Annotated in this window: 22 protein-coding genes; 14 read left to right on the plus strand and 8 right to left on the minus strand. The window is 67.6% G+C overall.

The window, feature by feature from the left end; all coding sequences use genetic code 11:
• Window positions 1-22: 22 nt before the first annotated feature.
• Both ACZ5BM_RS05395 and ACZ5BM_RS05400 read right to left on the minus strand, forming a co-directional pair.
• Window positions 23-814: an NYN domain-containing protein gene (locus tag ACZ5BM_RS05395; RefSeq protein WP_498910377.1), complete on the minus strand. Its 792-nt coding sequence runs from the start codon at window positions 812-814 to the stop codon at window positions 23-25.
• 95 nt (window positions 815-909) lie between these two features.
• A complete protein-coding gene (locus tag ACZ5BM_RS05400; protein ID WP_498910379.1) occupies window positions 910-1377 on the minus strand; it encodes a hypothetical protein in 468 nt (155 codons plus the stop codon).
• A gap of 33 nt (window positions 1378-1410) precedes the next feature.
• Between ACZ5BM_RS05400 and ACZ5BM_RS05405 the strand changes: the two genes are divergently transcribed.
• The 4 genes from ACZ5BM_RS05405 to ACZ5BM_RS05420 are packed head-to-tail and all read left to right on the plus strand — an operon-like array spanning window position 1411 to window position 3191.
• Window positions 1411-1806 carry a hypothetical protein gene (locus tag ACZ5BM_RS05405; protein WP_498910380.1) on the plus strand — a complete coding sequence of 132 codons (396 nt, stop codon included), beginning with the start codon at window positions 1411-1413 and terminating at the stop codon, window positions 1804-1806.
• An 18-nt stretch (window positions 1807-1824) separates the two neighbouring features.
• Window positions 1825-2250: a DUF4112 domain-containing protein gene (locus ACZ5BM_RS05410; RefSeq protein ID WP_498910382.1), complete on the plus strand. Its 426-nt coding sequence runs from the start codon at window positions 1825-1827 to the stop codon at window positions 2248-2250.
• Window positions 2250-2555, plus strand: a complete 306-nt coding sequence (locus tag ACZ5BM_RS05415; RefSeq protein ID WP_498910385.1) for a hypothetical protein — start codon at window positions 2250-2252, stop codon at window positions 2553-2555. The genes ACZ5BM_RS05410 and ACZ5BM_RS05415 overlap by 1 nt, the downstream gene beginning before the upstream one ends.
• Window positions 2556-2567: 12 nt before the next feature.
• Complete coding sequence (locus tag ACZ5BM_RS05420) at window positions 2568-3191, plus strand: septation protein IspZ (RefSeq protein ID WP_498910387.1); 624 nt, start codon at window positions 2568-2570, stop codon at window positions 3189-3191.
• 67 nt (window positions 3192-3258) lie between these two features.
• Here ACZ5BM_RS05420 and ACZ5BM_RS05425 read toward each other — a convergent pair whose 3' ends face one another.
• Together ACZ5BM_RS05425 and rnd are read right to left on the minus strand one after the other, a co-directional pair.
• Window positions 3259-3927 (minus strand): GcrA family cell cycle regulator, encoded by a 669-nt coding sequence (locus tag ACZ5BM_RS05425; protein WP_498910389.1) that lies wholly within the window; start codon window positions 3925-3927, stop codon window positions 3259-3261.
• 149 nt (window positions 3928-4076) lie between these two features.
• A complete protein-coding gene (gene rnd, locus ACZ5BM_RS05430) occupies window positions 4077-5267 on the minus strand; it encodes a ribonuclease D (RefSeq protein WP_498911500.1) in 1191 nt (396 codons plus the stop codon).
• Window positions 5268-5461: 194 nt separating this feature from the next.
• Here rnd and aspS point away from each other — a divergent pair, with 194 nt between their 5' ends.
• A complete protein-coding gene (aspS, locus tag ACZ5BM_RS05435) occupies window positions 5462-7297 on the plus strand; it encodes an aspartate--tRNA ligase family protein (RefSeq protein WP_498910391.1) in 1836 nt (611 codons plus the stop codon).
• A 13-nt stretch (window positions 7298-7310) separates the two neighbouring features.
• The gene (tam, locus tag ACZ5BM_RS05440; RefSeq protein ID WP_498910393.1) at window positions 7311-8090 is read left to right on the plus strand and encodes a trans-aconitate 2-methyltransferase; all 780 of its coding nucleotides are present in this window, start codon (window positions 7311-7313) and stop codon (window positions 8088-8090) included.
• 9 nt (window positions 8091-8099) lie between these two features.
• Here the strand turns inward: tam and ACZ5BM_RS05445 are convergent, their stop codons facing one another.
• Entirely contained in the window at window positions 8100-9881 is a 1782-nt protein-coding gene (locus tag ACZ5BM_RS05445) for a serine hydrolase domain-containing protein (protein WP_498911502.1), read from the minus strand.
• Window positions 9882-10049: 168 nt separating this feature from the next.
• Between ACZ5BM_RS05445 and ACZ5BM_RS05450 the strand changes: the two genes are divergently transcribed.
• The 3 genes from ACZ5BM_RS05450 to ACZ5BM_RS05460 are packed head-to-tail and all read left to right on the plus strand — an operon-like array spanning window position 10050 to window position 12400.
• Window positions 10050-10874 (plus strand): cell envelope integrity EipB family protein, encoded by an 825-nt coding sequence (locus ACZ5BM_RS05450; protein WP_498910394.1) that lies wholly within the window; start codon window positions 10050-10052, stop codon window positions 10872-10874.
• Between the two features lie 6 nt (window positions 10875-10880).
• Entirely contained in the window at window positions 10881-12236 is a 1356-nt protein-coding gene (locus tag ACZ5BM_RS05455) for an amino acid permease (RefSeq protein ID WP_498910396.1), read from the plus strand.
• Window positions 12233-12400, plus strand: a complete 168-nt coding sequence (locus tag ACZ5BM_RS05460) for a hypothetical protein (protein ID WP_498910398.1) — start codon at window positions 12233-12235, stop codon at window positions 12398-12400. The genes ACZ5BM_RS05455 and ACZ5BM_RS05460 overlap by 4 nt, the downstream gene beginning before the upstream one ends.
• Window positions 12401-13180: 780 nt before the next feature.
• Here the strand turns inward: ACZ5BM_RS05460 and ACZ5BM_RS05465 are convergent.
• Together ACZ5BM_RS05465 and ACZ5BM_RS05470 are read right to left on the minus strand one after the other, a co-directional pair.
• Window positions 13181-14125, minus strand: a complete 945-nt coding sequence (locus ACZ5BM_RS05465; RefSeq protein WP_498910400.1) for an alpha/beta hydrolase — start codon at window positions 14123-14125, stop codon at window positions 13181-13183.
• A gap of 14 nt (window positions 14126-14139) precedes the next feature.
• On the minus strand, window positions 14140-15069 hold the full coding sequence (locus tag ACZ5BM_RS05470) for an ROK family protein (RefSeq protein WP_498910402.1): 930 nt from the start codon (window positions 15067-15069) through the stop codon (window positions 14140-14142).
• A gap of 42 nt (window positions 15070-15111) precedes the next feature.
• Between ACZ5BM_RS05470 and ACZ5BM_RS05475 the strand changes: the two genes are divergently transcribed.
• From ACZ5BM_RS05475 to ACZ5BM_RS05495, 5 genes are all read left to right on the plus strand, one after another.
• The gene (locus tag ACZ5BM_RS05475; protein WP_498910404.1) at window positions 15112-15426 is read left to right on the plus strand and encodes a sulfurtransferase TusA family protein; all 315 of its coding nucleotides are present in this window, start codon (window positions 15112-15114) and stop codon (window positions 15424-15426) included.
• A 171-nt stretch (window positions 15427-15597) separates the two neighbouring features.
• A complete protein-coding gene (locus ACZ5BM_RS05480) occupies window positions 15598-15846 on the plus strand; it encodes an exodeoxyribonuclease VII small subunit (RefSeq protein ID WP_498910406.1) in 249 nt (82 codons plus the stop codon).
• Between the two features lie 96 nt (window positions 15847-15942).
• Complete coding sequence (locus ACZ5BM_RS05485; protein ID WP_498911504.1) at window positions 15943-16821, plus strand: polyprenyl synthetase family protein; 879 nt, start codon at window positions 15943-15945, stop codon at window positions 16819-16821.
• Window positions 16822-16836: 15 nt separating this feature from the next.
• Window positions 16837-18804 (plus strand): 1-deoxy-D-xylulose-5-phosphate synthase, encoded by a 1968-nt coding sequence (gene dxs, locus ACZ5BM_RS05490; protein WP_498910408.1) that lies wholly within the window; start codon window positions 16837-16839, stop codon window positions 18802-18804.
• A gap of 4 nt (window positions 18805-18808) precedes the next feature.
• Complete coding sequence (locus ACZ5BM_RS05495; RefSeq protein WP_498910410.1) at window positions 18809-19549, plus strand: TlyA family RNA methyltransferase; 741 nt, start codon at window positions 18809-18811, stop codon at window positions 19547-19549.
• A 6-nt stretch (window positions 19550-19555) separates the two neighbouring features.
• On the opposite strand, the gene ACZ5BM_RS05500 is transcribed toward ACZ5BM_RS05495, so the two are convergent.
• Window positions 19556-19699, minus strand: a complete 144-nt coding sequence (locus ACZ5BM_RS05500) for a hypothetical protein (protein ID WP_498910412.1) — start codon at window positions 19697-19699, stop codon at window positions 19556-19558.
• Window positions 19700-19748: the final 49 nt, after the last annotated feature.

Consider the following 19748-nt stretch of genomic DNA (forward strand, 5'->3'; position numbering starts at 1 on the left):
TAGACCGATGGAAATCACGCGCTCAGTTCAGTTCGCGCACCAGACGCACGAACAGGCCGCGCAGCAACGTCTTCTGGCCATCGGTGAGGGTCGGCTCGCCGAAGGCGCGTCGACCGATGCCGAGCAGCACGCGGTCGTAGTCGCCCGGAACGGTGCTGCTGGTTTCGAACGATTTCTGGAGTTGCGCCAGCGTATCCGGCGGCAGGGCGGACACCAGCCCGTCGATCTCCGCTTCCAGCTCGGCCGCCTCCGTTTCGGAAAGCGGCTCTTCCTGCGGCTCGGCGGTGCCGATCGCCAGGAAGCGATCCAGAACCGTCGCGTCCCATTCCGTGGTCGTATCCGCCTCCCGGCGCAGCGACCGGCTCTGGGTCGATCGGGCCGGATGGATGCCGATCAGGTGAACGCGGACGCCGAATTGCTGCGCTTGTCCCACACCGAGCTGCAGATCCTCATCGCCCGATAAAAGAACCGCATCCGAAATGGCTCGATTCCGAGACAGTTCGACAAGGTCGTTGATGATGCGGGCATCGACGCCCTTCTGCTCGCCCGACATATTGATGCGGCCGAGGCGCAGCTTGATGGAGTCGGTGTCGGCCAGCAGATCGTGCTCGGCGGTGGGACGGCCGGCCCGTGCGCCGTCGTACCAGTAAATCCGCAGCAGCTCGCGGTTCTTCACGACGGCAAGCGAGGTCAGGCTCTCCTTGATGCCCTCGATGTCGAGCGACATCAGTTCCCGGCTGACCCAGCGGCCGGATAGAGCCACCGAGCCCTGCGCGAACAGGTAGCCGGCATCGACGAAAACAGCGAAACACATGCGATATCAAACCCTGGGCACCGGAACGACGCCATCACCTCGCCAGACTATGGCGGTTCGACGGCTTTCAGCACGGTTGTAGGACAAAATATACGTCAATCGTAAGTCTTCCCGTCATAGACCACGAAACCAACGGGTTTATGGGTGAAGTGCAGCACGGGCAGGCCGGGGTCGTTCGGTCCCGCGGTCGCCTGGTCGGCGGGAATGAACATGCCCTGCATTTCCACCTTGCGACCTTCTTCAAACGGAATCTCCTGGCCGATACCGCCTTCGGTGATGCGGATGGCGACGAACACGTTGCCCGCATAGGAGAAGCCGTCCTGGTTCAGGCTGGTCAGCCGGTCGATCCAGAGCTGCTGGTGAGCCGCGCCCTGAATGTCGACCTGCTCGCCGAACAGCTTGACGATGTTGGCGCCGACGTGACGCAGCGTCCCGCGGCCGCTGCCGTCGGCATTGCGCAGGATCAGCGACGAGGCTGAGAGAGGAGAAACGGTTTGGGCGATCTGGTCGTTCATGCCGGGTTCCCCGATGATTGCGTCGCTGCAACGCCCGGCCCCCGGCAAGCGTTCGCACGCCTGTGATATCGGGAGATCGGCATGGAACGGTGGTTGACGGCAGCGCGACGGATCGCACCCATCGCGCCGGTTCTGGCGATCGCCGGCCTGTTGTCCGCCTGCGACGATGGCGTTCAGCCGCCGCCTGCGACCAGCGCGGCCGCGACGCCCGCGCAGCCCGCGGCCCCGCCTCCCCCGGGCCCGGCCGCCATGACCGCCAACGCAGACGCCTCCTCGGCCGGCGTGCTGCCCAACGACCCGTCCGCTCCTGCCAACACGCCGCTCTGCGGCATCGCGGCGCAGGAAAACAACGCCATGACGCGTCAGCTCCTGCCGCGCCAGTACGCGCAGGCGGGCCAATGCACCGCCTATGCGTGCTATGATGCTGCCACGGCCACCTATATCGGTGCGGACGGCTTCCGGCACGTGTGCCGCTGAGAAGCGAAGGATCTTCCCATGTCCCGTTTGCCCACATCCCGCCTGAACGAATCCGCGGAGGCCCTTCTGGCGCGCCCTGCCTTGTCGGCGCGCGAACGCACCCGACGCCTCAACCGGATCAAGAAGCTGGCCTGGCTGCTCGATGCCGCGCTGCGTCTGCCGGGCACGCGGTTCCGCTTCGGCCTCGGCGCCGTGGTCGGCCTGACGCCTGCGGCCGGCGACGCCGTCACCACGGCGATCTCGCTCTACATTGTCTATGAAGCCTATCGTTTGGGTCTGCCGACGAAGACCATCGTCCGCATGCTCGGCAATGTCGGTATCGAAGCCCTGGCCGGTTCCGTTCCCGTGGTCGGCGATGTGTTCGATGCCAGCTTCAAGGCCAACATGCGCAACATCATGCTGATCGACGCGCACGAGACTGCCAGCCGGAAGGACAAGATCTGATGCGCTTTCTCCGGGTCGCCGCCGCGACCGCACTGGTTTTCGCAAGCGCAGGGATCGCCTCGGCCCAGACCGTGCCCGACCCGGACAAGAGCGCGGTGCCGTCGGAAGGCGCCATCTCGCCGCGCACGCCGGGCGGTAACAGCGCCGGCACGACGCAGCAGAACCAGGGCCGGATGAACGCCACGGTCGGTGGAATCGACCGCCATCTGCTGCGGCAGGAAAAGGACCGCCCTCGGCTTCCGAACCAGGCGCCGTCGCCGTCGCAGACCCTGCCCGGCGGCACCGCGTCGCACCGGCCGCACTGAAGGCTGCGCATCTTGGACGGGTTCAAGAAGCTTCTCGGCACCGCCGCGTTCGATTTCGGCGGCGTCATCGTGTTCTATCTGCTGTTCGCCACCATCGGCCTGCGCGCCGCGATCATCGGCACGCTCGTCTTCGTGCCGCTGGATGCGGCGCGACGACACTGGCTCGGCATCGGGTTTCCGCGCCTCTACATCCTGAGCACGGCGATGGTGCTGATCTTCGGCTCGATCGACGTGTTCTCGAAGACGCCGTTCATGCTGAAATACGAGGGCTCGGTGACGGAAACCATGGTCGGCATCGCGTTCGCGATTGGCGCGCGTGGCAAGTCGATCATCGAAGAGCTGGTGATGCAGCAGCAGCCGGATTTCCGCATCCCGCACCGCCGCCGCTATTTCCAGCTCGTGACGGCGACGTGGTCGCTCTATTTCTTCTGCATGGCCGGGTTCTATCTGTGGGTCGGGCTGCACAGCACGCTGGGGCATGCGGTGATCATCCGGCAGGTGGCCGGCATCGCTGGATCGATGGCGATGGCGGTGTTCAGCTTCAGCGGCTCGTTCGCCGCCGGGATCTACAAAGCGCTCGGGCTTCTGCCGCGCGAAGCGGACCCGGACTACGAGGCAGCGACCAACGCTGCCTGACGGAAACGAAAACGGCGGTGCCGGGCCGTCGCCCGCACCGCCGTTTTCCGTTTCGGTCCGCTCCGCGTCAGGCGACGCTGTCGCGACGATCGCGCAGCTTGACGTAGGCCAGAGCAGCATGCTCGGCGCAGTACGGCTTGCCCGGTGCGGGATCGGCGCCACAGAAATGGAACCCCTTGGTCCCCGGTTCACCCAGGGGCCAGCAGCAGGTGAGGCCGCGACGGCGCGGCTCGCGCGGTTCAGCCGGACGCGACACGGCGCGCACCGGCTCCGGACGTTGCGCGACGGGTGCCGGCTCCTCGCGCGGCACGGGGGCCACGGCGGGGTTGGGCATCTCGGGGCGTAGCAGCCGGACGTTGTCGGGTGCCGCGATCTCCACCGGAGCGGGCGCGGGCTGAGACACGACCGGCTCCACGGCCACGGCCGGCGCCTGAACGGCGATGGGGGCCGGATCCGCGACCGGCACTTCGACCGCGGCGATCTCCGCTGCCGGCGGCGTCATCACCGGGGCCGGCGTGCGCGGCTTCTCGGCTGCGACGGGACGCTTGGGCTGCGGCGCGGGCTGGCCTGCATCGGTCTTGCGAATCGGCGAGGGGCGCGCGGGCAGGTCGAGCCTGTGCGCCTTGCCGACCACGGCATTCTTGGTGATCCCCATCCGCCGGCCGATCTCGGCCGTGGACAACCCTTCCTGCCAAAGCGCGCGCAGGCGGGCAATCGACTCGTCGGTCCACTCCATCCTGGCCCCCTCAACTCTCCGTTGAGTGGGAGACTACCCTACAGCTTGGGGTGCCTCAACCGACCGACCACATAATCTTGTGGACAAGGCGGTGAGCGGAATCACGCAAGCGATGTGGAAAGCCTGTGGATAAGACAGAACCGCCGGAATCAGCGTTTCAGCAGCCTGATCCGCTTGCCGTCGACCGCCAGCGAGACCTGCCCGTTCTTCAGGGCCAGCGCGTCCTCGCCGAAGACGGTCCGGCGCCAGCCTTCCAGCGCCGGAATGTTCGGCGCGTCCTCGGTCGCCAGACGGTCGATCTCCTCAGAGGAGGCCAGCAGCTTGGGTGCGACGTCATGCTGCTCGGCCTTGGCCGCCAGCAGCACCTTCAACAAGGACACCAGGGCTGGCGACGGGCGCGGGCCGTCCTTGCGCGGCGCGGCCGGCAGGGCATCCTCCGGCATAGCCCGCGCGGTTTCGATCGCGTCCAGCAGGCCGACGCCGCTCTTGCCCTCGGCGAAACCGCGGCTGACGCCGCGCACGGTGGCCAGCGCTTCCGGCCCGTCCGGCATGGTGGCGGCGATCTCTAGCAGGCTTTCGTCCTTCAGGAGACGCTGGCGCGGCACGTTGACACGCTGCGCTTCCCGCTCGCGCCAGGCGGCGATGGCGCGCAGCACGCCCAGCATGCGCCGGTTGCCGGTGCGCGGACGCAGCCGCTCCCACAGCGTTTCCGGGTCCGGGCGGAACGTGTTCGGGTCGCTCAGGAATGCCATCTCGTGGCCGACCCAGTCGAGACGGCCTTCCCGCTCCAGACGCTCGCGCAGCTTGCCATAGACATCGCGCAGATGGGTCACGTCGGCGGCGGCATAGGCGATCTGCGCCGGCGAGAGCGGGCGGCGCGACCAGTCGCTGAACCGGTGCGCCTTGTCGATCTGGCCGCCGGTGAGCGAGGACACCAGGCTGTCATAGCCGACCTGATCGCCGAACCCGGCCACCATTGCCGCCACCTGGGTATCGAACAAAGGCGTCGGCAGGCGGCCGAAACGGTGCAGGAAGATCTCCAGATCCTGACGCGCGGCGTGGAACACCTTCACCACCGCCGGATCGTCCAGCAGCGGGCCCAGAACCTGGAGGTCCAGCCCCTCGGCCTCGGCGTCCACGATCGCGACCTCGCCGGCGCCGGCGAGCTGCACCACGCACAGCTCGGGCCAGTAGGTGCGTTCGCGCACGAATTCGGTATCGACCGTGACGAACGGTTCCGCCCGCAGGCGCTCCACGCAGGCGGCGAGCGCCTCGGTGGTGGTGATCAGCACGGGCTCGGGGAATCGGGCCCCCGCTTGGCGAGAGGCAGGGCGTGACATGGGTTCACGCATACACGCGCGCTCCCCCATGCGAAAGACGAGATCGCGAGACGTCTTGTTCGATCCGCCGCGCCGCGGAGACCTGTCCCGGGCGTCGGGAAGACCTCTTTCTTGACATGGGCCAAACCCGTCGGCTTCCTGCGCCGCCTTCGCTATCTATAGCTACCTCTTCACCAGTCCCGGATCACCGCGCCATGCATGCCTATCGTACCCATCGTTGCGACGCCCTCCGGGCGGAGGATGCCGGCCAGACCGTGCGCCTGTCCGGCTGGGTGCATTCCAAGCGCGACCATGGCGGGCTGCTGTTCATCGACCTGCGCGACCATTTCGGCATCACCCAGATCGTGTTCCCGAGTGCGCTGCTCGATCAGGTGGAGCGGGTGCGCGTGGAAAGCGTGCTGACCGTCACCGGCGAGGTGGTGTTGCGCGAAGGCGCCACCGTGAACCCGAAGCTGCCGACCGGCGCCATCGAGGTCCGGGCCCAGGCGATGGAGATCCAGTCCCAGGCGGCGGTGCTGCCGCTGCAGGTGGCCGGCAACGAGCATTACGGCGACGAGCTGCGTCTCGCCTATCGCTATCTCGATCTGCGTCGCGAGCGCGTGCACAAGAACATGATGCTGCGCGCGAACGTCATCGCGTCCCTGCGCCGCCGGATGATCGACCAGGGCTTCACCGAGTTCCAGACCCCGATCCTGACCGCGTCCAGCCCCGAAGGCGCGCGCGACTTCCTGGTGCCGGCGCGCAACCATCCCGGCAAGTTCTATGCGTTGCCGCAGGCGCCGCAGCAGTTCAAGCAGCTGCTGATGGTGGCGGGCTTCGACCGCTACTTCCAGATCGCGCCCTGCTTCCGCGACGAGGCCGCGCGTGCCGACCGTTCGCCCGGCGAGTTCTACCAGCTCGATTTCGAGATGAGCTTCGTCACCCAGGAAGACGTGTTCGCCACCATCGAGCCGGTGATCGCCGGCGTGTTCGACGAGTTCGGCAACGGCCGCGTCGTGGACACGGCGCCGTTCACCCGCATCCCGTACGACGTGGCGCTGGCGGAGTACGGCTCCGACAAGCCGGACCTGCGCAACCCGCTGCGCATCAGCGACGTGACGGACGCCTTCGCCGACTCCGGCTTCGGCCTGTTCGCCCGCATCGCCGCTGCCGGCGGCCAGGTGCGCGCGATCCCGGCTCCAGGCGCCGGCGACCGTCCCCGCTCCTTCTTCGACAAGCTCAACTCCTGGGCGCGCGACGAGAAGCAAGGCGGGCTGGGCTACATCACCTTCGACAGCGAGGGCGCAAAAGGCCCGATCGCCAAGAACCTGGAAGCCGATCGCTGCGAGACCATCCGCCAGCGCTGCGGCCTCAAGGCCGGCGACGCCGTGTTCTTCGTCGCCGGTCCGCGCGACGGGCTCAAGGGCGTCGAAACGGTGAAGTTCTCCGGCGCCGTGCGCACGCGCATCGCGAACGAGCTCGAGCTGATCGAGCAGAACGCGTTCCGCTTCTGCTGGGTGGTCGATTTCCCGATGTACGAGCTGAACGAGGAAACCGGGCAGATCGATTTCAGCCACAACCCGTTCTCGATGCCGCAGGGCGGTCTGGAGGCGCTGAACACGCAGGACCCGCTGACGATCAAGGCGTTCCAGTACGACATCGTCTGCAACGGCATCGAGCTGAGCTCGGGCGCGATCCGCAACCATCGCCCGGACGTGATGATCCGCGCCTTCGCCATTGCCGGTTATCCGGAAAGCGAGGTCGAGGCACGCTTCGGCGGTATGCTGAACGCGTTCCGCTACGGCGCGCCGCCGCATGGCGGTTCGGCCCCGGGCGTGGACCGCATCGTCATGCTGCTGGCCGACGAGCCGAACATCCGCGAGGTGATCCTATTCCCGCTGAACCAGCAGGGTGAGGACCCGATGATGGGCGCGCCGGCCGCCGTGCCGGAAGCGCGCATGAAGGAGCTGTCGCTGCGCACGGTTCTGCCGCCGGCCAAGCCGGTGCCGGGCGCCACCGCCCCCGTCGTGCCGGAAACCAAGCCGAACTGAACGGAGAAACACGATGGACTGGTCGGCTGCACGCTATTCGGTTTTCGAACGTGAACGCAGCCGACCGGCCCTCGACCTTCTCCACGCCCTGCCCGACGCCGCACCGGGCCGGGTGATCGATCTCGGCTGCGGGCCGGGCAATTCCACCGCCTTGCTCCGTGCCCGCTTCCCCGATGCCGTGTTGTCCGGCCTCGACAGCTCTCCCGACATGCTGGAGGCCGCCCGGAAGCGGCTACCGGATGTCGCGTTCTTCCAGGACGACATCGCCGCCTGGGCCCGGAACGAGGGCGCGCATCACGATCTCGTCTTTTCCAACGCCGCCCTGCAATGGCTGCCGGATCATGCCGCCCTGCTGCCTGCCCTGCTGCGCCGCCTGGCACCCGGCGGCACGCTCGCGGTGCAGATGCCCGACAATCTGGACGAGCCGAGCCATGTGCTGATGCGGGCGATCGCCGCGGACCCGCGCTGGGCCGACCGCCTGTCCGACGCCGTCGCCGCCCGTGCCGACCGGCATGGCGTGGCGTGGTACGACGCGCTGCTGCGGGCGCATGGCGCGGAGGTCGATGCGTGGCGCACCACGTACCATCACCGCCTCGCCGACGGCGCCGCCGGAATCGTCCGCTGGCTGGAATCCACCGGGCTGCGGCCGTTCCTGGCCGCCCTCGACGACGAGACGACGCCGCTCTTCCTGGCCGAATACGAGGCGGCGCTCAGGCACGCCTATCCGGCCGCGCCGGATGGTTCCGTGCTGCTGCCCTTCCCACGCCTGTTTTTGGTCGCGACCGTCGACTGAACCGGGTGGCTAGGGAACCACTCCGGGAGGACCGGCAAAGAAGATCGCATCGGCGATCTCGTGCGCGAGCATCGGCGCCGTGATACCGAGCGTGTTGTCCGATACGGCTTGATCGGCGCCATCGTTTAATGCCGCCTGACGCGAATTGACCATCACCACAACGCCGAGCCCCCGGCTCGGCATCAGCAGCACCTGAGTCGAAAAACCGGTCAGACCACCAGTCTTGATGACGGTGGCCGGGAAATGCGAGGCAGGGTCGGGCCGGGTAATGCTCCAGGCCAACCCGGAAACCGGGCTGCCGCTCGGGCATTTCGCCAACGGCATATAAATCGCGACCTGGCAGGCGGCAGGTTGCTCCGCAATCCGGAAGCCCGCCCGCACGGGCTCGACGGAGCCGTCGAACCCCAACGAACCGGAACGCGAGGCGGGCAGAGCCGCCCGGACCAGGCGCGCCATATCGGACAGGCTGGATTTCAGCGCCCCTGCCGGCGCCCAGATCGGCACCGTGTTATGGAGCGCCTGGCCCGGCGTCACGAGAACGGCGAGCGGCCGCACATAGCCGACACCGCCATACGTCACAGAGCCGAACGCAACCCCACTCGCGACGACACGCCCCCGAGCGATCGCATCGCGACCGAACGCGCTACGGCCGCCAGCGACGTGGATCTTCACCACCTGTCCGGCGCCATAGCCTGAACCGGTGTCGAGGATGCGGATGCCGATCACCCGACCGCCACGAATGATCGCCTCGCCTTTCGCCGTCCTGCCGGTCTGGCCGGACGGCGCGTCGAACACGACCGCCGGCGGCGGCACATAGCCGGTGCCGCCCGAGAGCACCGGCAGCGACACCAGGAACCCCTGCTTGTCGAGCGTGGCGGCGACGGACGCACCGTGACCGCCGCCGCCCACCACCTTGACGGTGGGCGAGGTTTGGTATGGTCCGGCCACACTCGCGTTGGCGATGCTCGCGATGCCGCCGTTTCGGATGGAGACGCTGAGAACGGGAAGCTGGTATCCGGACGCCAGATCCGAATCTCCGGCGGGCACCAGCATCGCCGTGTCACGCATCCGCAGCGGCCACAGAAGTCGCTCTTCAAGCAGGCGCTGCCAGCCGGGAAGCGCCGTTTTGCCGAGCGGCCGGCCCTGCGGCGCACCAAGCAGCAGCCCGATCAACCCGGTACTGAAATCCGAATAGGTGTATCCGGCCGGCAGGGAGGCGGGCGCCGGAGTGCCGCGGAAATAAGCGGCGAAGTCGGCAGCACCGTACTGCGCGACCGTGGGGCGCTCGCTGGGAAGGCATCCGGGCACATTCTGGTTGCCGCAAAGCGGCGCCAGGGTCGGATAACCCGCGGTGAAGCTACCCAATTCGCCCAGGGTGACATCGGCGGTACTGGCGGGCAGCGAACCGAGCTCGGGTCCGAAGGCGGACAGAGGGGTCGAGAGAGACATGAGGCGGGCATTCACGGCCTGCCCCAGCAGGTTGGTGGTGAACACCTTGGTTACGGAACCGATCTCGAAGCGGGAATGCTCCGTGAACGGACGCTGCGCGGCCCAATCGGCGAAACCGTACGTGAACAGGCGAGCTGGCCGCCCGGCGCGCACCACGGCAACGCCGATGCCGATCGCCTTTCCGGTCTCGACGACAGACCCGGCGAAGATGTCGCTGATGCGATGCAGCTCGGCCGGGGAAAGAGGATCAGGCATCTCCGCGACAGGTACGGCACGAGCTTGGGCGCCCAGGACCAGAAGCAGCGAAACGGCCACCCCGCACCGGGTCGAAACGGAAAACATGGTGTTCACCTGCCAGCAGATCGGAACGTCCTAGCCCCGAAACGATCTCCCGTCGACGATTTGCCTTGGTCCCTCCCCGTATTGGTCCGACCGCCGAACGACGGGACCGCGACGACACCGGCAGCCGGTGATACGCTGTCCGGATTGGCCAGCCGGAGATCGCCGCGGATGCTCAGAACGATAGTCGCCGCAGCGATCGCCATCGGCGCGGCGGCGAGCTGCGAAGCGACCGCAGCCCCGGCATCCCTGCCCGTCCCCGACATCCAGCTCGCCCCGCACACCGCCCAGTACGATCTCTCGCTCGCCTCCACCACGGACGGCAACACGGTGGCCGCCACCGGCTCCATGAGTTTCAAGGTCATCGACGCCTGCCAGAACTGGGCCACGCAGCAGCAACTGCATCTGCAGATCGCCACGCGCGAAGGCCAGTCCTCCGACATGGTTTCCACCTATGCCACGCTGGAAAGCAAGGACGGGCGCCACCTCAGCTTCGACATGGAAGAGCGCGACAACGGCCAGCTCACCCAGCAGGTGCGCGGCGAAGCCAGTCTGGGGGCCGACGGCAAAGGGCAGGCGCGCTTCACCCTGCCCGCCCCCGCCACCATCGCGCTTCCGGCCGGAACGCTGTTCCCGATGATGCACACCGCCGCCATCATCCGCGCGGCGGAGGACGGCAAGCGCAGCATCGACCCCGTTCTGTTCGACGGCACCAGCGCCGACGGCCCCTCCGACAGCTACGTCACCATCCTGCCCTGGCACGCCCCGCCTTCGGACTCCGATCAGCCCGGCCTGCGCAAGCTCGGCTCCGGGCGCGTGCATGTCGCCTTCTTCAACCGCAAGCCCGGCACCATCACCCCGGATTACGAGGTCGGCATGCGCTATTTCGCCAACGGCGTCAGCGACCGGCTGCGGATGGATTTCGGCTCCTTCGTCATGGACGGCGCCATGACCTCCTTCACGCCCGGCGCCACCGCCGCGCATTGCCGGTCCTGATCTCCGATGTCCGAAACCAAGACGCGGCCTTCCGGGCTGTCGCACAGCCTGCGCAGCCGCCATGTGGCGATGATCGCCATCGGCGGCGTGATCGGCGCCGGATTGTTCGTCGGCTCCTCCGCTGCCATCGCCGGCACCGGCCCTTCCGTGCTGCTTTCCTACGCGCTGGCCGGCACGGTGGCGCTGCTGGTGATGCGTATGCTGGGCGAGATGGCGATCGAGCGGCCCGGAGAGGGCTCGTTTATCTTCCACATCCGGCACGGCCTCGGCGCGCGCGCCGCCTTTCTCGCCGGCTGGCTCTACTGGCTGTTCTGGGCCGTGGTAGTGGCGGCCGAGGCGATCGGCGGATCGATCATCCTCAGCGCCTGGATTCCCGTCGACCGCACCGTGCTCGGCGTTCTGCTGGTGCTGCTGATGGCCGGCACCAACCTCGTTTCCGTGCGCTCCTACGGTGAGTTCGAGTTCTGGTTCTCGGCGCTGAAGGTCGCGGCGATCCTCGGCTTCTGCGGCCTGTGCATCGCGGCCCTGTTCGGCCTGTTAGGCGCAGATGCGGCTTCGGTGTCGCGCCTCTGGACCGACGGCGTGGCGCCGCACGGGCTCGCGGCGGTGCTGGCCATCGTGCCGACCGTGGTGTTTCAGTTCACCGGCAGCGAGATCGCCACCGTGGCGGCGGCGGAATCCGACAATCCTGGCCGCAACGTCGCCCATGCCACCAACACGGTCGCCGCCCGCATGCTGCTGTTCTATCTCGGCTCCATCAGCCTGATCCTGTGCGTGGTGCCCTGGCACCGGCTCGTTCCGGGACACTCGCCCTTCGTGTCCGCGATGCAGGCGCTCGGCATCCCCGGCGCGCCGCTCGCCATGTCGATCATCGTGCTGATCGCCGTGCTGAGCTGCCTCAACTCGTCGCTCTACGTGACGTCGCGGGTGCTGTTCGAGATGGCGGCGCATCACGATGCTCCGGCCTTCCTGGTGCGGACCGGACGCGGCCAGGTGCCGCGTCGGGCGATCCTGGCGGGAACGGCGGTCGCGCTCTGCGTAGCGGTCGCCTCCAGCATCTCGCCGGACGGCGTATTCGCGTTTCTGTTGAACGCCTCCGGGGCGCTGATCCTGCTGGTCTACCTGCTGATCTGTCTCGCCCAGATCAGGCTGCGCGGCGCGATGCAGCACGAGGGACGACGCCCGGCCTTCGCCATGTGGCTGTTCCCGTTCCTGTCCTGGGCCACCGTCGCCGTCATCGCCGCCGTGCTTCTGGCCATGGCGGCGAACCCCACCACACGCCCGCAGATCGTGCTCGGCACCGGAACCGTGGTCGCCGTGCTGGTGTTGGATCGACTCACCCGAAGGAGACACGCCCCATGACCGGAACCCCCGCCCACGACTGGCTCCGCCCCCGCCTCGAACAGGTCCTGGCCGACGCTGAAGCGCATGGCATCGTACGCGACGTCGCGGTGGCGGTGATCAACGACATCGTCACCGACGTCGATTTCGGCAGCGGGCACGTCGCGAGCGATACGGATGCATAGCTGGACCGGTTATCGATCCAGGTCGCAGGCCGGTCGCAGCACGTTTGCCGGAAGTTGAGCGATATCCGATTTGGCGGATCGAGATCTCTCACCACGATCTCGCTCAATCTATGTAGATACTGACTTTTTCTCGGCCCAGGCTTACAGGCGCTCACCCTGAGGGCATAACGATTGATATTATTAATCGCACTGACCACTCCATAAGCGATGGTAATTATGCACCATTACACTCTGGCGATACTACCCGCGTGTATGTATGGGCACTTAGATCTGAAACTTATCGTGGGTATGATCTGAAATATTGCCAGGATCATTCGAACCATTATCTTCTTTGCCTGGCGAAAAAAGATGTCTGTTTCGAAATTCACCGACTGTCTGGAGGAGATAGCGACAAAGTGCATGAAGATCAGACAGAAAGTCCAGTTTCAGTCGCTTTGAACAGCCGCGAGTGGATTTTCGTAAAGGATGCGCTTGAGAGCTGGATCTCACATGTCTCCAGCCTTACTCCATCGGAGGAGACTGTCGACTCTTGGGCAGACATGGCCAATGATGCCCGAAGGCTCGAAGTCATTGTTGCCAAAATCCTACGGCAGACTTGATTCACGCATCAGAGACAGCCCGGGCAGTCTCCAGATCAAAATCGAGCAGGACCCCGCCAATTCGTCCAAAACGGCCAACTGCGACAACACTTCACATGGGACTTGAAAGGCATCCCTGTCGCTGCGGTTCTACATTCTGCCCAACTCGATCTCGGAACATCGCGTAGACCTGCAGCAGCAATCAGCGCCTCGGATGCAGCGCGTTGCGCAGCGCGGACCGGGCCCGGTTACGGGCCACCATGGCCGAGCGCGCGGCGGCTACGGAGTCGAAGCCGTGATACGCGCCCGGGAACACGTGCAGCTCGCACGGAACGCCGGCGCGGATCAGGCGCTGCGCGTAGACGATGTCCTCGTCAATGAACAGATCGAGCGTGCCGACCGAGATGAAGGCCGGCGGCAGGCCGGACAGATCCTCGGCCCGCGCCGGGGCGGCGTAGGGCGACACGCCGTCGCTGCCCGGCTCGACGCCCAGCAGGGACGACCAGCCGAACCGGTTGTCGTCGCGCGTCCAGACCAGTTCGCCCGCGAACGGGTGCGGCTCGGCCGTCACGGTGCGGTCGTCCAGCATCGGGTAGATCAGGGACTGGAACACCAGCGGGATTTCACCGCGATCGCGCGCCAGCAAAGCGAGCGACGCCGCCAGACCGCCGCCGGCACTCTCCCCGCCGATCGCGATCCTCGTGCGGTCGACCCGCAGCGACGCCGCGTTCTCGTGCAGCCAGCGCAGGGCGGCGTAAGCGTCCTCCACCGGGCCCGGATGCGGCGATTCCGGCGCCAGACGATACTCGACCGACGCGACCACGCAGGCGAGTTCGGCCGCGAGCGCCGCCTTTTCCGCGTCTGCGCCGGAGGCCGAGCCCATCACGTAGCCGCCGCCATGCAGATGCAGATAGGCCGGATGAAGCAGCTCCGGGTCGCCGCCCACGGGGGTGAACACGCGCACGGAGATCGGCCCGACCTCGTGCACCTCCAGCGTCGCCAGGGACGGGTTGTGCGCGAGGGCCGCCTTGCCTTCCTCGGCCCGGCGCTGACGCAGCGCGTGCAGCGTTTCGGCATTCACCGGCTCGCTGCGCATGGCCTCCAGGCCGGCGCGCAGTTCGGGATCGACGCGGGACAGATCCGGCATGGCGCGCTCCGGGTTCAGGAGAAGCTGGTGCGGTAGGTGCGGGGCTGCTCGCGCGGCCAGAGCCACGCCGCGCCGCGCACGCCCGAGCTGTCGCCGTGGATGTTGGGCAGGATCGGCGTGGTGCATTGCGGGCTGATCACATGCTTCGCCATCAGCGGCGGCACCTGGCTGTAGAGGTGCTTCATGTTCGACAGACCGCCGCCCAGGACGATCACGTGCGGGTCGAGGATGTTGATGATCTGCGCCAGCCCGCGCGCCAGACGCTCTGCATGACGGTTCAGCGCCGCGATCGCCTTCTCCTCGCCGGCCTCGGCGCGGCCGGGGATCGAGGACGCGTCGCGATGGCCGGGGCCGTCGCAATCCTCGGCCAGGGCGGAGCCGCACAGATAGCGCTCGGCGCAGCCGTGATTGCCGCAGAAGCAGGCGATGCCCGGGGTCTCGTCCGGCTTCGGCCACGGCAGCGGGGTGTGGCCCCATTCGCCGGCGATGGAATGACGGCCGATCAGCACGCGCTCGTTCACCACGATTCCGCCGCCGACGCCCGTGCCGAGAATGACGCCGAACACGATCTGGTTGCCGGCACCTGCGCCGTCCACCGCCTCGCTCAGGGCGAAGCAGTTGGCGTCGTTCTCCACCCGCACTTCCCGCTCCAGCGTCGCGGACAGGTCGCGTGCGAACGGACGGCCGTTGAGCCAGGTGGAATTGGCGTTCTTCACCAGCCCGGTATCGGGGCTGACCGCCCCCGGAATGCCCACGCCGACGGTGGCAGTGCCGCCCTGGCTTTGTTCCACCGATTCGACCAGTTCACGGATCGCCCGGATCGACGCGTCGTATTCGAGCGGATTGGCCACGCGCTTGCGCATGGTTTCCTTGCCGTCGTTGCCGATAGCCACGATCTCGATCTTGGTTCCGCCGAAATCGATCCCGACCCGGAAATCAGCCATCTGCGCCTCGCAAGCCCTACTGGAGGGGTTTATGATGGATGGATGCCCCTTTCTCCAAGCCAGGCTCCATCGCCAGCGCAACAATCAGCGCCGAAAGCCGCCGTCGGCGAAACGCTGCTCGACGTCAAGGGGCTGAGCTGTCCTTTGCCGGTTCTTCGCGCAAATAGAATGCTACGAAGCATGAAACCGGGCGAGAAGCTGCGCGTGCTTGCGACCGACCGCGCTTCGGTAGCCGATTTCCACGCCTTCTGTCGCGAGACCGGCCACGCCCTGGTCGCGTTCGGCGAGGAAGGCGGCACCTTCAGCTTCGTGCTGCGCCGCCGCCCGGACCAGGAGCCGTCCACCCCGCCTGCCTGAGCCGCGTCAGCGCCCGTTCCCGGGGCCATGGTTTGTCGCACGGTTTGCTCCCCCGCCCGGTTTGGCGGTAATCCGTGCGCGTGCCATGCGGCCCGATCCGGACCGTGCGACGACGCCGTGATCCGCCCGTTTCTCCGACCCTTTTCTCCAACCCTGGCGCCAGGAGCCACCATGTCCGATTCCGCGCCGCCGAACCCGGTTCCGCTCGATCTCTCCTTCGAGGACGCTCTGGGCGAGCTGGAACGCATCGTGCGGGGTCTCGAGGGCGGTCAGCAGAAGCTGGAAGACGCGATCACCGCCTATGAGCGCGGCGCCGAGCTGCGCCGCCACTGCGAGGCCAAGCTCAGCGAGGCGGAGGCCCGCGTGCAGGCGATCGTGGAACGGGCCGACGGCGCGCTGGCAACCAAGACGATCGACTGAACGGACCGAACGCGCGTGATCCATACCACCCCGACCGGCATTCCCTCCGGCGATGCCGTGCCCGAAGCGTCCGCCGTCGCCGGCGCTGCGCGTCCCATCAAGCAGATCCTGGCCGAGCGCGCCGGGCTGATCGAAACCGCGATCAACCGGCTGCTGCCGCCCGTCTCCGGCGGCGAGGCCCGCGTGGTCGACGCGATGCGCTACGCCACGCTGGGCGGCGGCAAGCGTTTCCGTGGCTTCCTCGCCACCGAAGTGGCGGCCTTGTTCGGTGCCGCCCAGGACGGCGCGCTGCGCGTGGCCGCCTCGGTCGAGATGCTGCACGCCTATTCGCTGGTGCATGACGACCTGCCGGCGATGGACAACGACGATCTGCGTCGCGGCCAGCCTTCCACGCACAGGAAATTCGACGAGGCGACCGCCATCCTGGCCGGCGACGCCTTGCAGACCGAGGCTTTCGCGATCCTGGCCGATCCGGCCACCCATGCCGATCCGGAAGCCCGGATCGCCCTGGTGGCGGCGCTGGCCAGTGCGTCCGGCGCCGCCGGCATGGTCGGCGGTCAGATGATCGACATGGAAGGCGAAGGCCGCGCCCTGGCGCTGCCGGAGGTGGAGCGTCTCCATGCGCTCAAGACCGGACGCCTGATCCGCTATGCCGCCGAAGCCGGCGCGATCCTGGGCCGCGCCTCGCTGGCCGATCGTGACGCCATCGCCTTCTACGGACGCGATCTCGGCGCCGCCTTCCAGGTGGCGGACGACGTGCTGGACGCGACCGAGACCGCGGAACAGCTCGGCAAGACGGCCGGCAAGGATGCCGAAGCCGGCAAATCCACGTTCGTCGCCCTGCTGGGCATCGACGGCGCCCGCGCCGAAGCGGAACGTCTGGCGCAACGCGCGACCGATTTCCTGTCCGGTTTCGGCGCCGGTGCGGACGGCCTGCGCGCGCTGGCGCGCTACGTGGTCGAGCGTCGGAACTGATCGGGGGAACCGGATATGAGCACTTCGAAATACCCCTTACTGGACCGTGTTTCGTCGCCGCTGGATCTTCGCAATTTGAGTGCGGAGCAGCTTCGTGTGGTTGCGGACGAGCTTCGGGGCGAGACGCTGGACGCGGTGTCGGTGACGGGCGGGCATCTGGGTGCGGCTCTGGGTGTGGTGGAACTCACCGTCGCCCTGCATGCGGTGTTCGACACGCCGTATGACCGGCTGATCTGGGACGTGGGCCATCAGACCTACCCGCACAAGATCCTCACCGAGCGCCGCGACCGCATCCGCACGCTGCGCCAGCCCGGCGGCCTGTCCGGCTTCACGCGCCGCTCGGAGAGCGAATACGACCCGTTCGGCGCGGCACACTCGTCCACCTCGATCTCGGCCGGCCTCGGCATGGCCGTGGCACACGAGCTGCTGTCCGATCAGAGCGAGGCCGCCGGCCAGGGGGCCCTGCCGCAGCGCAACGTGATCGCCGTGATCGGCGACGGATCGATCTCGGCCGGCATGGCCTACGAGGCGATGAACAATGCCGGCTCGTCCAAGGCCCGGCTGATCGTGATCCTGAACGACAACGAGATGAGCATCGCGCCGCCGGTCGGCGCGATGTCGGCCTATCTCAGCCGCATCATGTCGTCGCGCTCGTTCCTGAGCTTGCGCGAACTCGGCGGCAAGGTCGCGCGCCGCCTGCCCACCACCATCGAGCGCACCGCCAAGCGCGCCGACGAATACGCCCGCGGCATGCTCACCGGCGGCACGCTGTTCGAGGAGCTGGGCTTCTACTATATCGGCCCGATCGACGGCCATAACATGGACCACCTGCTGCCCGTGCTGCGCAACCTGCGCGACGCGGACGAGCAGGGCCCGGTGCTGCTGCACGTGATCACCCAGAAGGGCCGCGGCTATGCGCCGGCGGAAGCCTCGGGCGACAAGTATCACGCCGTGCAGAAGTTCAACGTGGTCACGGGCGAGCAGACCAAGGCGCCGCCCGGCCCGCCCTCCTACACCAACGTGTTCTCCCGCGCCCTGCTGGCCGAGGCCGAGCACGACCCGCGCATCGTGGCGATCACCGCCGCCATGCCGTCCGGCACCGGGCTCGACGCCTTCGCGAAGCGCTTCCCCGACCGCTTCTTCGACGTGGGCATCGCCGAGCAGCACGCCGTCACCTTCGCCGCCGGCATGGCGACCGAGGGCATCAAGCCGTTCTGTGCGATCTATTCCACCTTCCTGCAGCGCGGCTACGACCAGGTGGTGCACGACGTCGTGCTGCAGAACCTGCCCGTGCGCTTCGCGATCGACCGCGCCGGCCTCGTGGGCGCGGACGGCGCCACCCATGCCGGCGCGTTCGACCTGAACTATCTGTGCTGCCTGCCCGGCATCGTGGTGATGGCGCCCGCGGACGAGGTCGAGCTGATGCACATGACGGCCACGGCGGCGGCGCACGATGCCGGCCCGAGTGCCGTGCGCTATCCGCGCGGCAACGGGCTCGGCCTGGCGCTCCCCGCACGCGGCGAGGTGCTGCCGATCGGCGTGGGCCGCATCGTGCGGGAGAGGCCGAAAGGCGAGAAGGGCGGCATCGCCATCCTGTCGCTGGGCACGTCGCTGGGCGAGGCGCTGAAGGCCGCCGACGAGCTGGCGGCCCGCGGTCTCGCCCCCACGGTCGCCGATGCGCGCTTCGCCAAGCCGCTCGACATCGCCCTGATCGACCGTCTCGCCCGCGAGCACGACGTGCTGATCACCATCGAGGAAGGGGCTGCCGGCGGCTTCGGGGCGGCGGTCATGCACCATCTCGCCCACGCAGCCCTGCTCGACGGCGTGCGCATGCGACCCCTCACCCTCCCCGACCGCTTCATCGACCACAACACACCCGCAGCCCAAATCGCAGAGGCTGGACTGGACCAGAAAACCATCGTCCAGACCGCTTTGGAGGCCCTGGGCGTCGGACACGAGCAGCGGAAGCCCGGGATCGCCTGAGACGATGGCCAAGATCCGGGCCGATCAGCTCCTGGTCGAGCGTGGGCTGGCCGAAAGCAGGACCAGGGCACAGGCCCTGATCCTGGCCGGCCTCGCGTTCCATGGCGAACAGCGTATCGCCAAGGCCGGCGACATGCTGCCGGATGACGTGACGCTATCACTCAAGGGTCAGGACCATCCCTGGGTATCGCGCGGCGGCCTCAAGCTGGCGCATGGGCTGGAGCATTTCGGCTACGCGGCCAAGGGCCGGATCTGCGTCGATGTGGGGGCCTCGACCGGCGGCTTCACCGACGTGCTGCTGCATGCCGGGGCGGAACGGGTGCATGCGGTCGATGTCGGGCATGGGCAGCTCGCCTGGAAGCTGCGCTCGGATCCCCGCGTGGTGGTGCATGAGAAGGTGAATGCCCGCACGCTCGGCGCCGATCTGGTGCCCGAGCCGATCGGCGCCATCGTCTGCGACGCCAGCTTCATCGGCCTGCGCACGGTTCTTCCCGCACCGCTTGCTCTGTGCGCCCCCGACGCCTGGGCGATCGCGCTGATCAAGCCGCAATTCGAAGCCGGGCGCGGCAATGTCGGCTCGAAGGGCGTGGTTCGCGACCCCACGATCCATGCTCAGGTCTGCGAGACGATCCTCGACTGGTGGAGCACCCTGCCGGGCTGGACGGTGGACGGCATCGAGACCAGCCCGATCACCGGGCCGGAGGGCAATGTCGAGTTCCTGATCGGCGCCCGCTACCGGCCGTGACCGGGCTCAGGCCCGGCCGACCTGCTCCAGATCGTGATGCGACACCGCCGCCAGCAGATCCCAGACGCGGGACGGCTCCAACGGCACGTCCAGGTCGTTCATCAGATGGTCCAGCTCGTCGAGCTTCGCGTTGTATTCCAGATCGTCCATCGAACCGCCTCCCCTGTTGGACCGAGCTTGTTTCCGGACCGTGGCATGA

The sequence above is a fragment of the Lichenicola sp. GTC18331 genome (genome assembly GCF_055386855.1).

Coding starts and splice junctions, on each gene's coding strand:
- rnd (WP_498911500.1), bottom strand. CDS start 5,267: ATGTCACGCCCTGCCTCTCGCCAAGCGGGGGCCCGATTCCCCGAGCCC.
- ACZ5BM_RS05445 (WP_498911502.1), bottom strand. CDS start 9,881: ATGTTTTCCGTTTCGACCCGGTGCGGGGTGGCCGTTTCGCTGCTTCTG.
- ACZ5BM_RS05465 (WP_498910400.1), bottom strand. CDS start 14,125: ATGCCGGATCTGTCCCGCGTCGATCCCGAACTGCGCGCCGGCCTGGAG.
- ACZ5BM_RS05395 (WP_498910377.1), bottom strand. CDS start 814: ATGTGTTTCGCTGTTTTCGTCGATGCCGGCTACCTGTTCGCGCAGGGC.
- ACZ5BM_RS05415 (WP_498910385.1), top strand. CDS start 2,250: ATGCGCTTTCTCCGGGTCGCCGCCGCGACCGCACTGGTTTTCGCAAGC.
- ACZ5BM_RS05410 (WP_498910382.1), top strand. CDS start 1,825: ATGTCCCGTTTGCCCACATCCCGCCTGAACGAATCCGCGGAGGCCCTT.
- ACZ5BM_RS05500 (WP_498910412.1), bottom strand. CDS start 19,699: ATGGACGATCTGGAATACAACGCGAAGCTCGACGAGCTGGACCATCTG.
- ACZ5BM_RS05495 (WP_498910410.1), top strand. CDS start 18,809: ATGGCCAAGATCCGGGCCGATCAGCTCCTGGTCGAGCGTGGGCTGGCC.
- ACZ5BM_RS05475 (WP_498910404.1), top strand. CDS start 15,112: ATGCCCCTTTCTCCAAGCCAGGCTCCATCGCCAGCGCAACAATCAGCG.
- ACZ5BM_RS05460 (WP_498910398.1), top strand. CDS start 12,233: ATGACCGGAACCCCCGCCCACGACTGGCTCCGCCCCCGCCTCGAACAG.
- aspS (WP_498910391.1), top strand. CDS start 5,462: ATGCATGCCTATCGTACCCATCGTTGCGACGCCCTCCGGGCGGAGGAT.
- tam (WP_498910393.1), top strand. CDS start 7,311: ATGGACTGGTCGGCTGCACGCTATTCGGTTTTCGAACGTGAACGCAGC.
- ACZ5BM_RS05405 (WP_498910380.1), top strand. CDS start 1,411: ATGGAACGGTGGTTGACGGCAGCGCGACGGATCGCACCCATCGCGCCG.
- ACZ5BM_RS05425 (WP_498910389.1), bottom strand. CDS start 3,927: ATGGAGTGGACCGACGAGTCGATTGCCCGCCTGCGCGCGCTTTGGCAG.
- ACZ5BM_RS05455 (WP_498910396.1), top strand. CDS start 10,881: ATGTCCGAAACCAAGACGCGGCCTTCCGGGCTGTCGCACAGCCTGCGC.
- ACZ5BM_RS05480 (WP_498910406.1), top strand. CDS start 15,598: ATGTCCGATTCCGCGCCGCCGAACCCGGTTCCGCTCGATCTCTCCTTC.
- ACZ5BM_RS05470 (WP_498910402.1), bottom strand. CDS start 15,069: ATGGCTGATTTCCGGGTCGGGATCGATTTCGGCGGAACCAAGATCGAG.
- dxs (WP_498910408.1), top strand. CDS start 16,837: ATGAGCACTTCGAAATACCCCTTACTGGACCGTGTTTCGTCGCCGCTG.
- ACZ5BM_RS05450 (WP_498910394.1), top strand. CDS start 10,050: ATGCTCAGAACGATAGTCGCCGCAGCGATCGCCATCGGCGCGGCGGCG.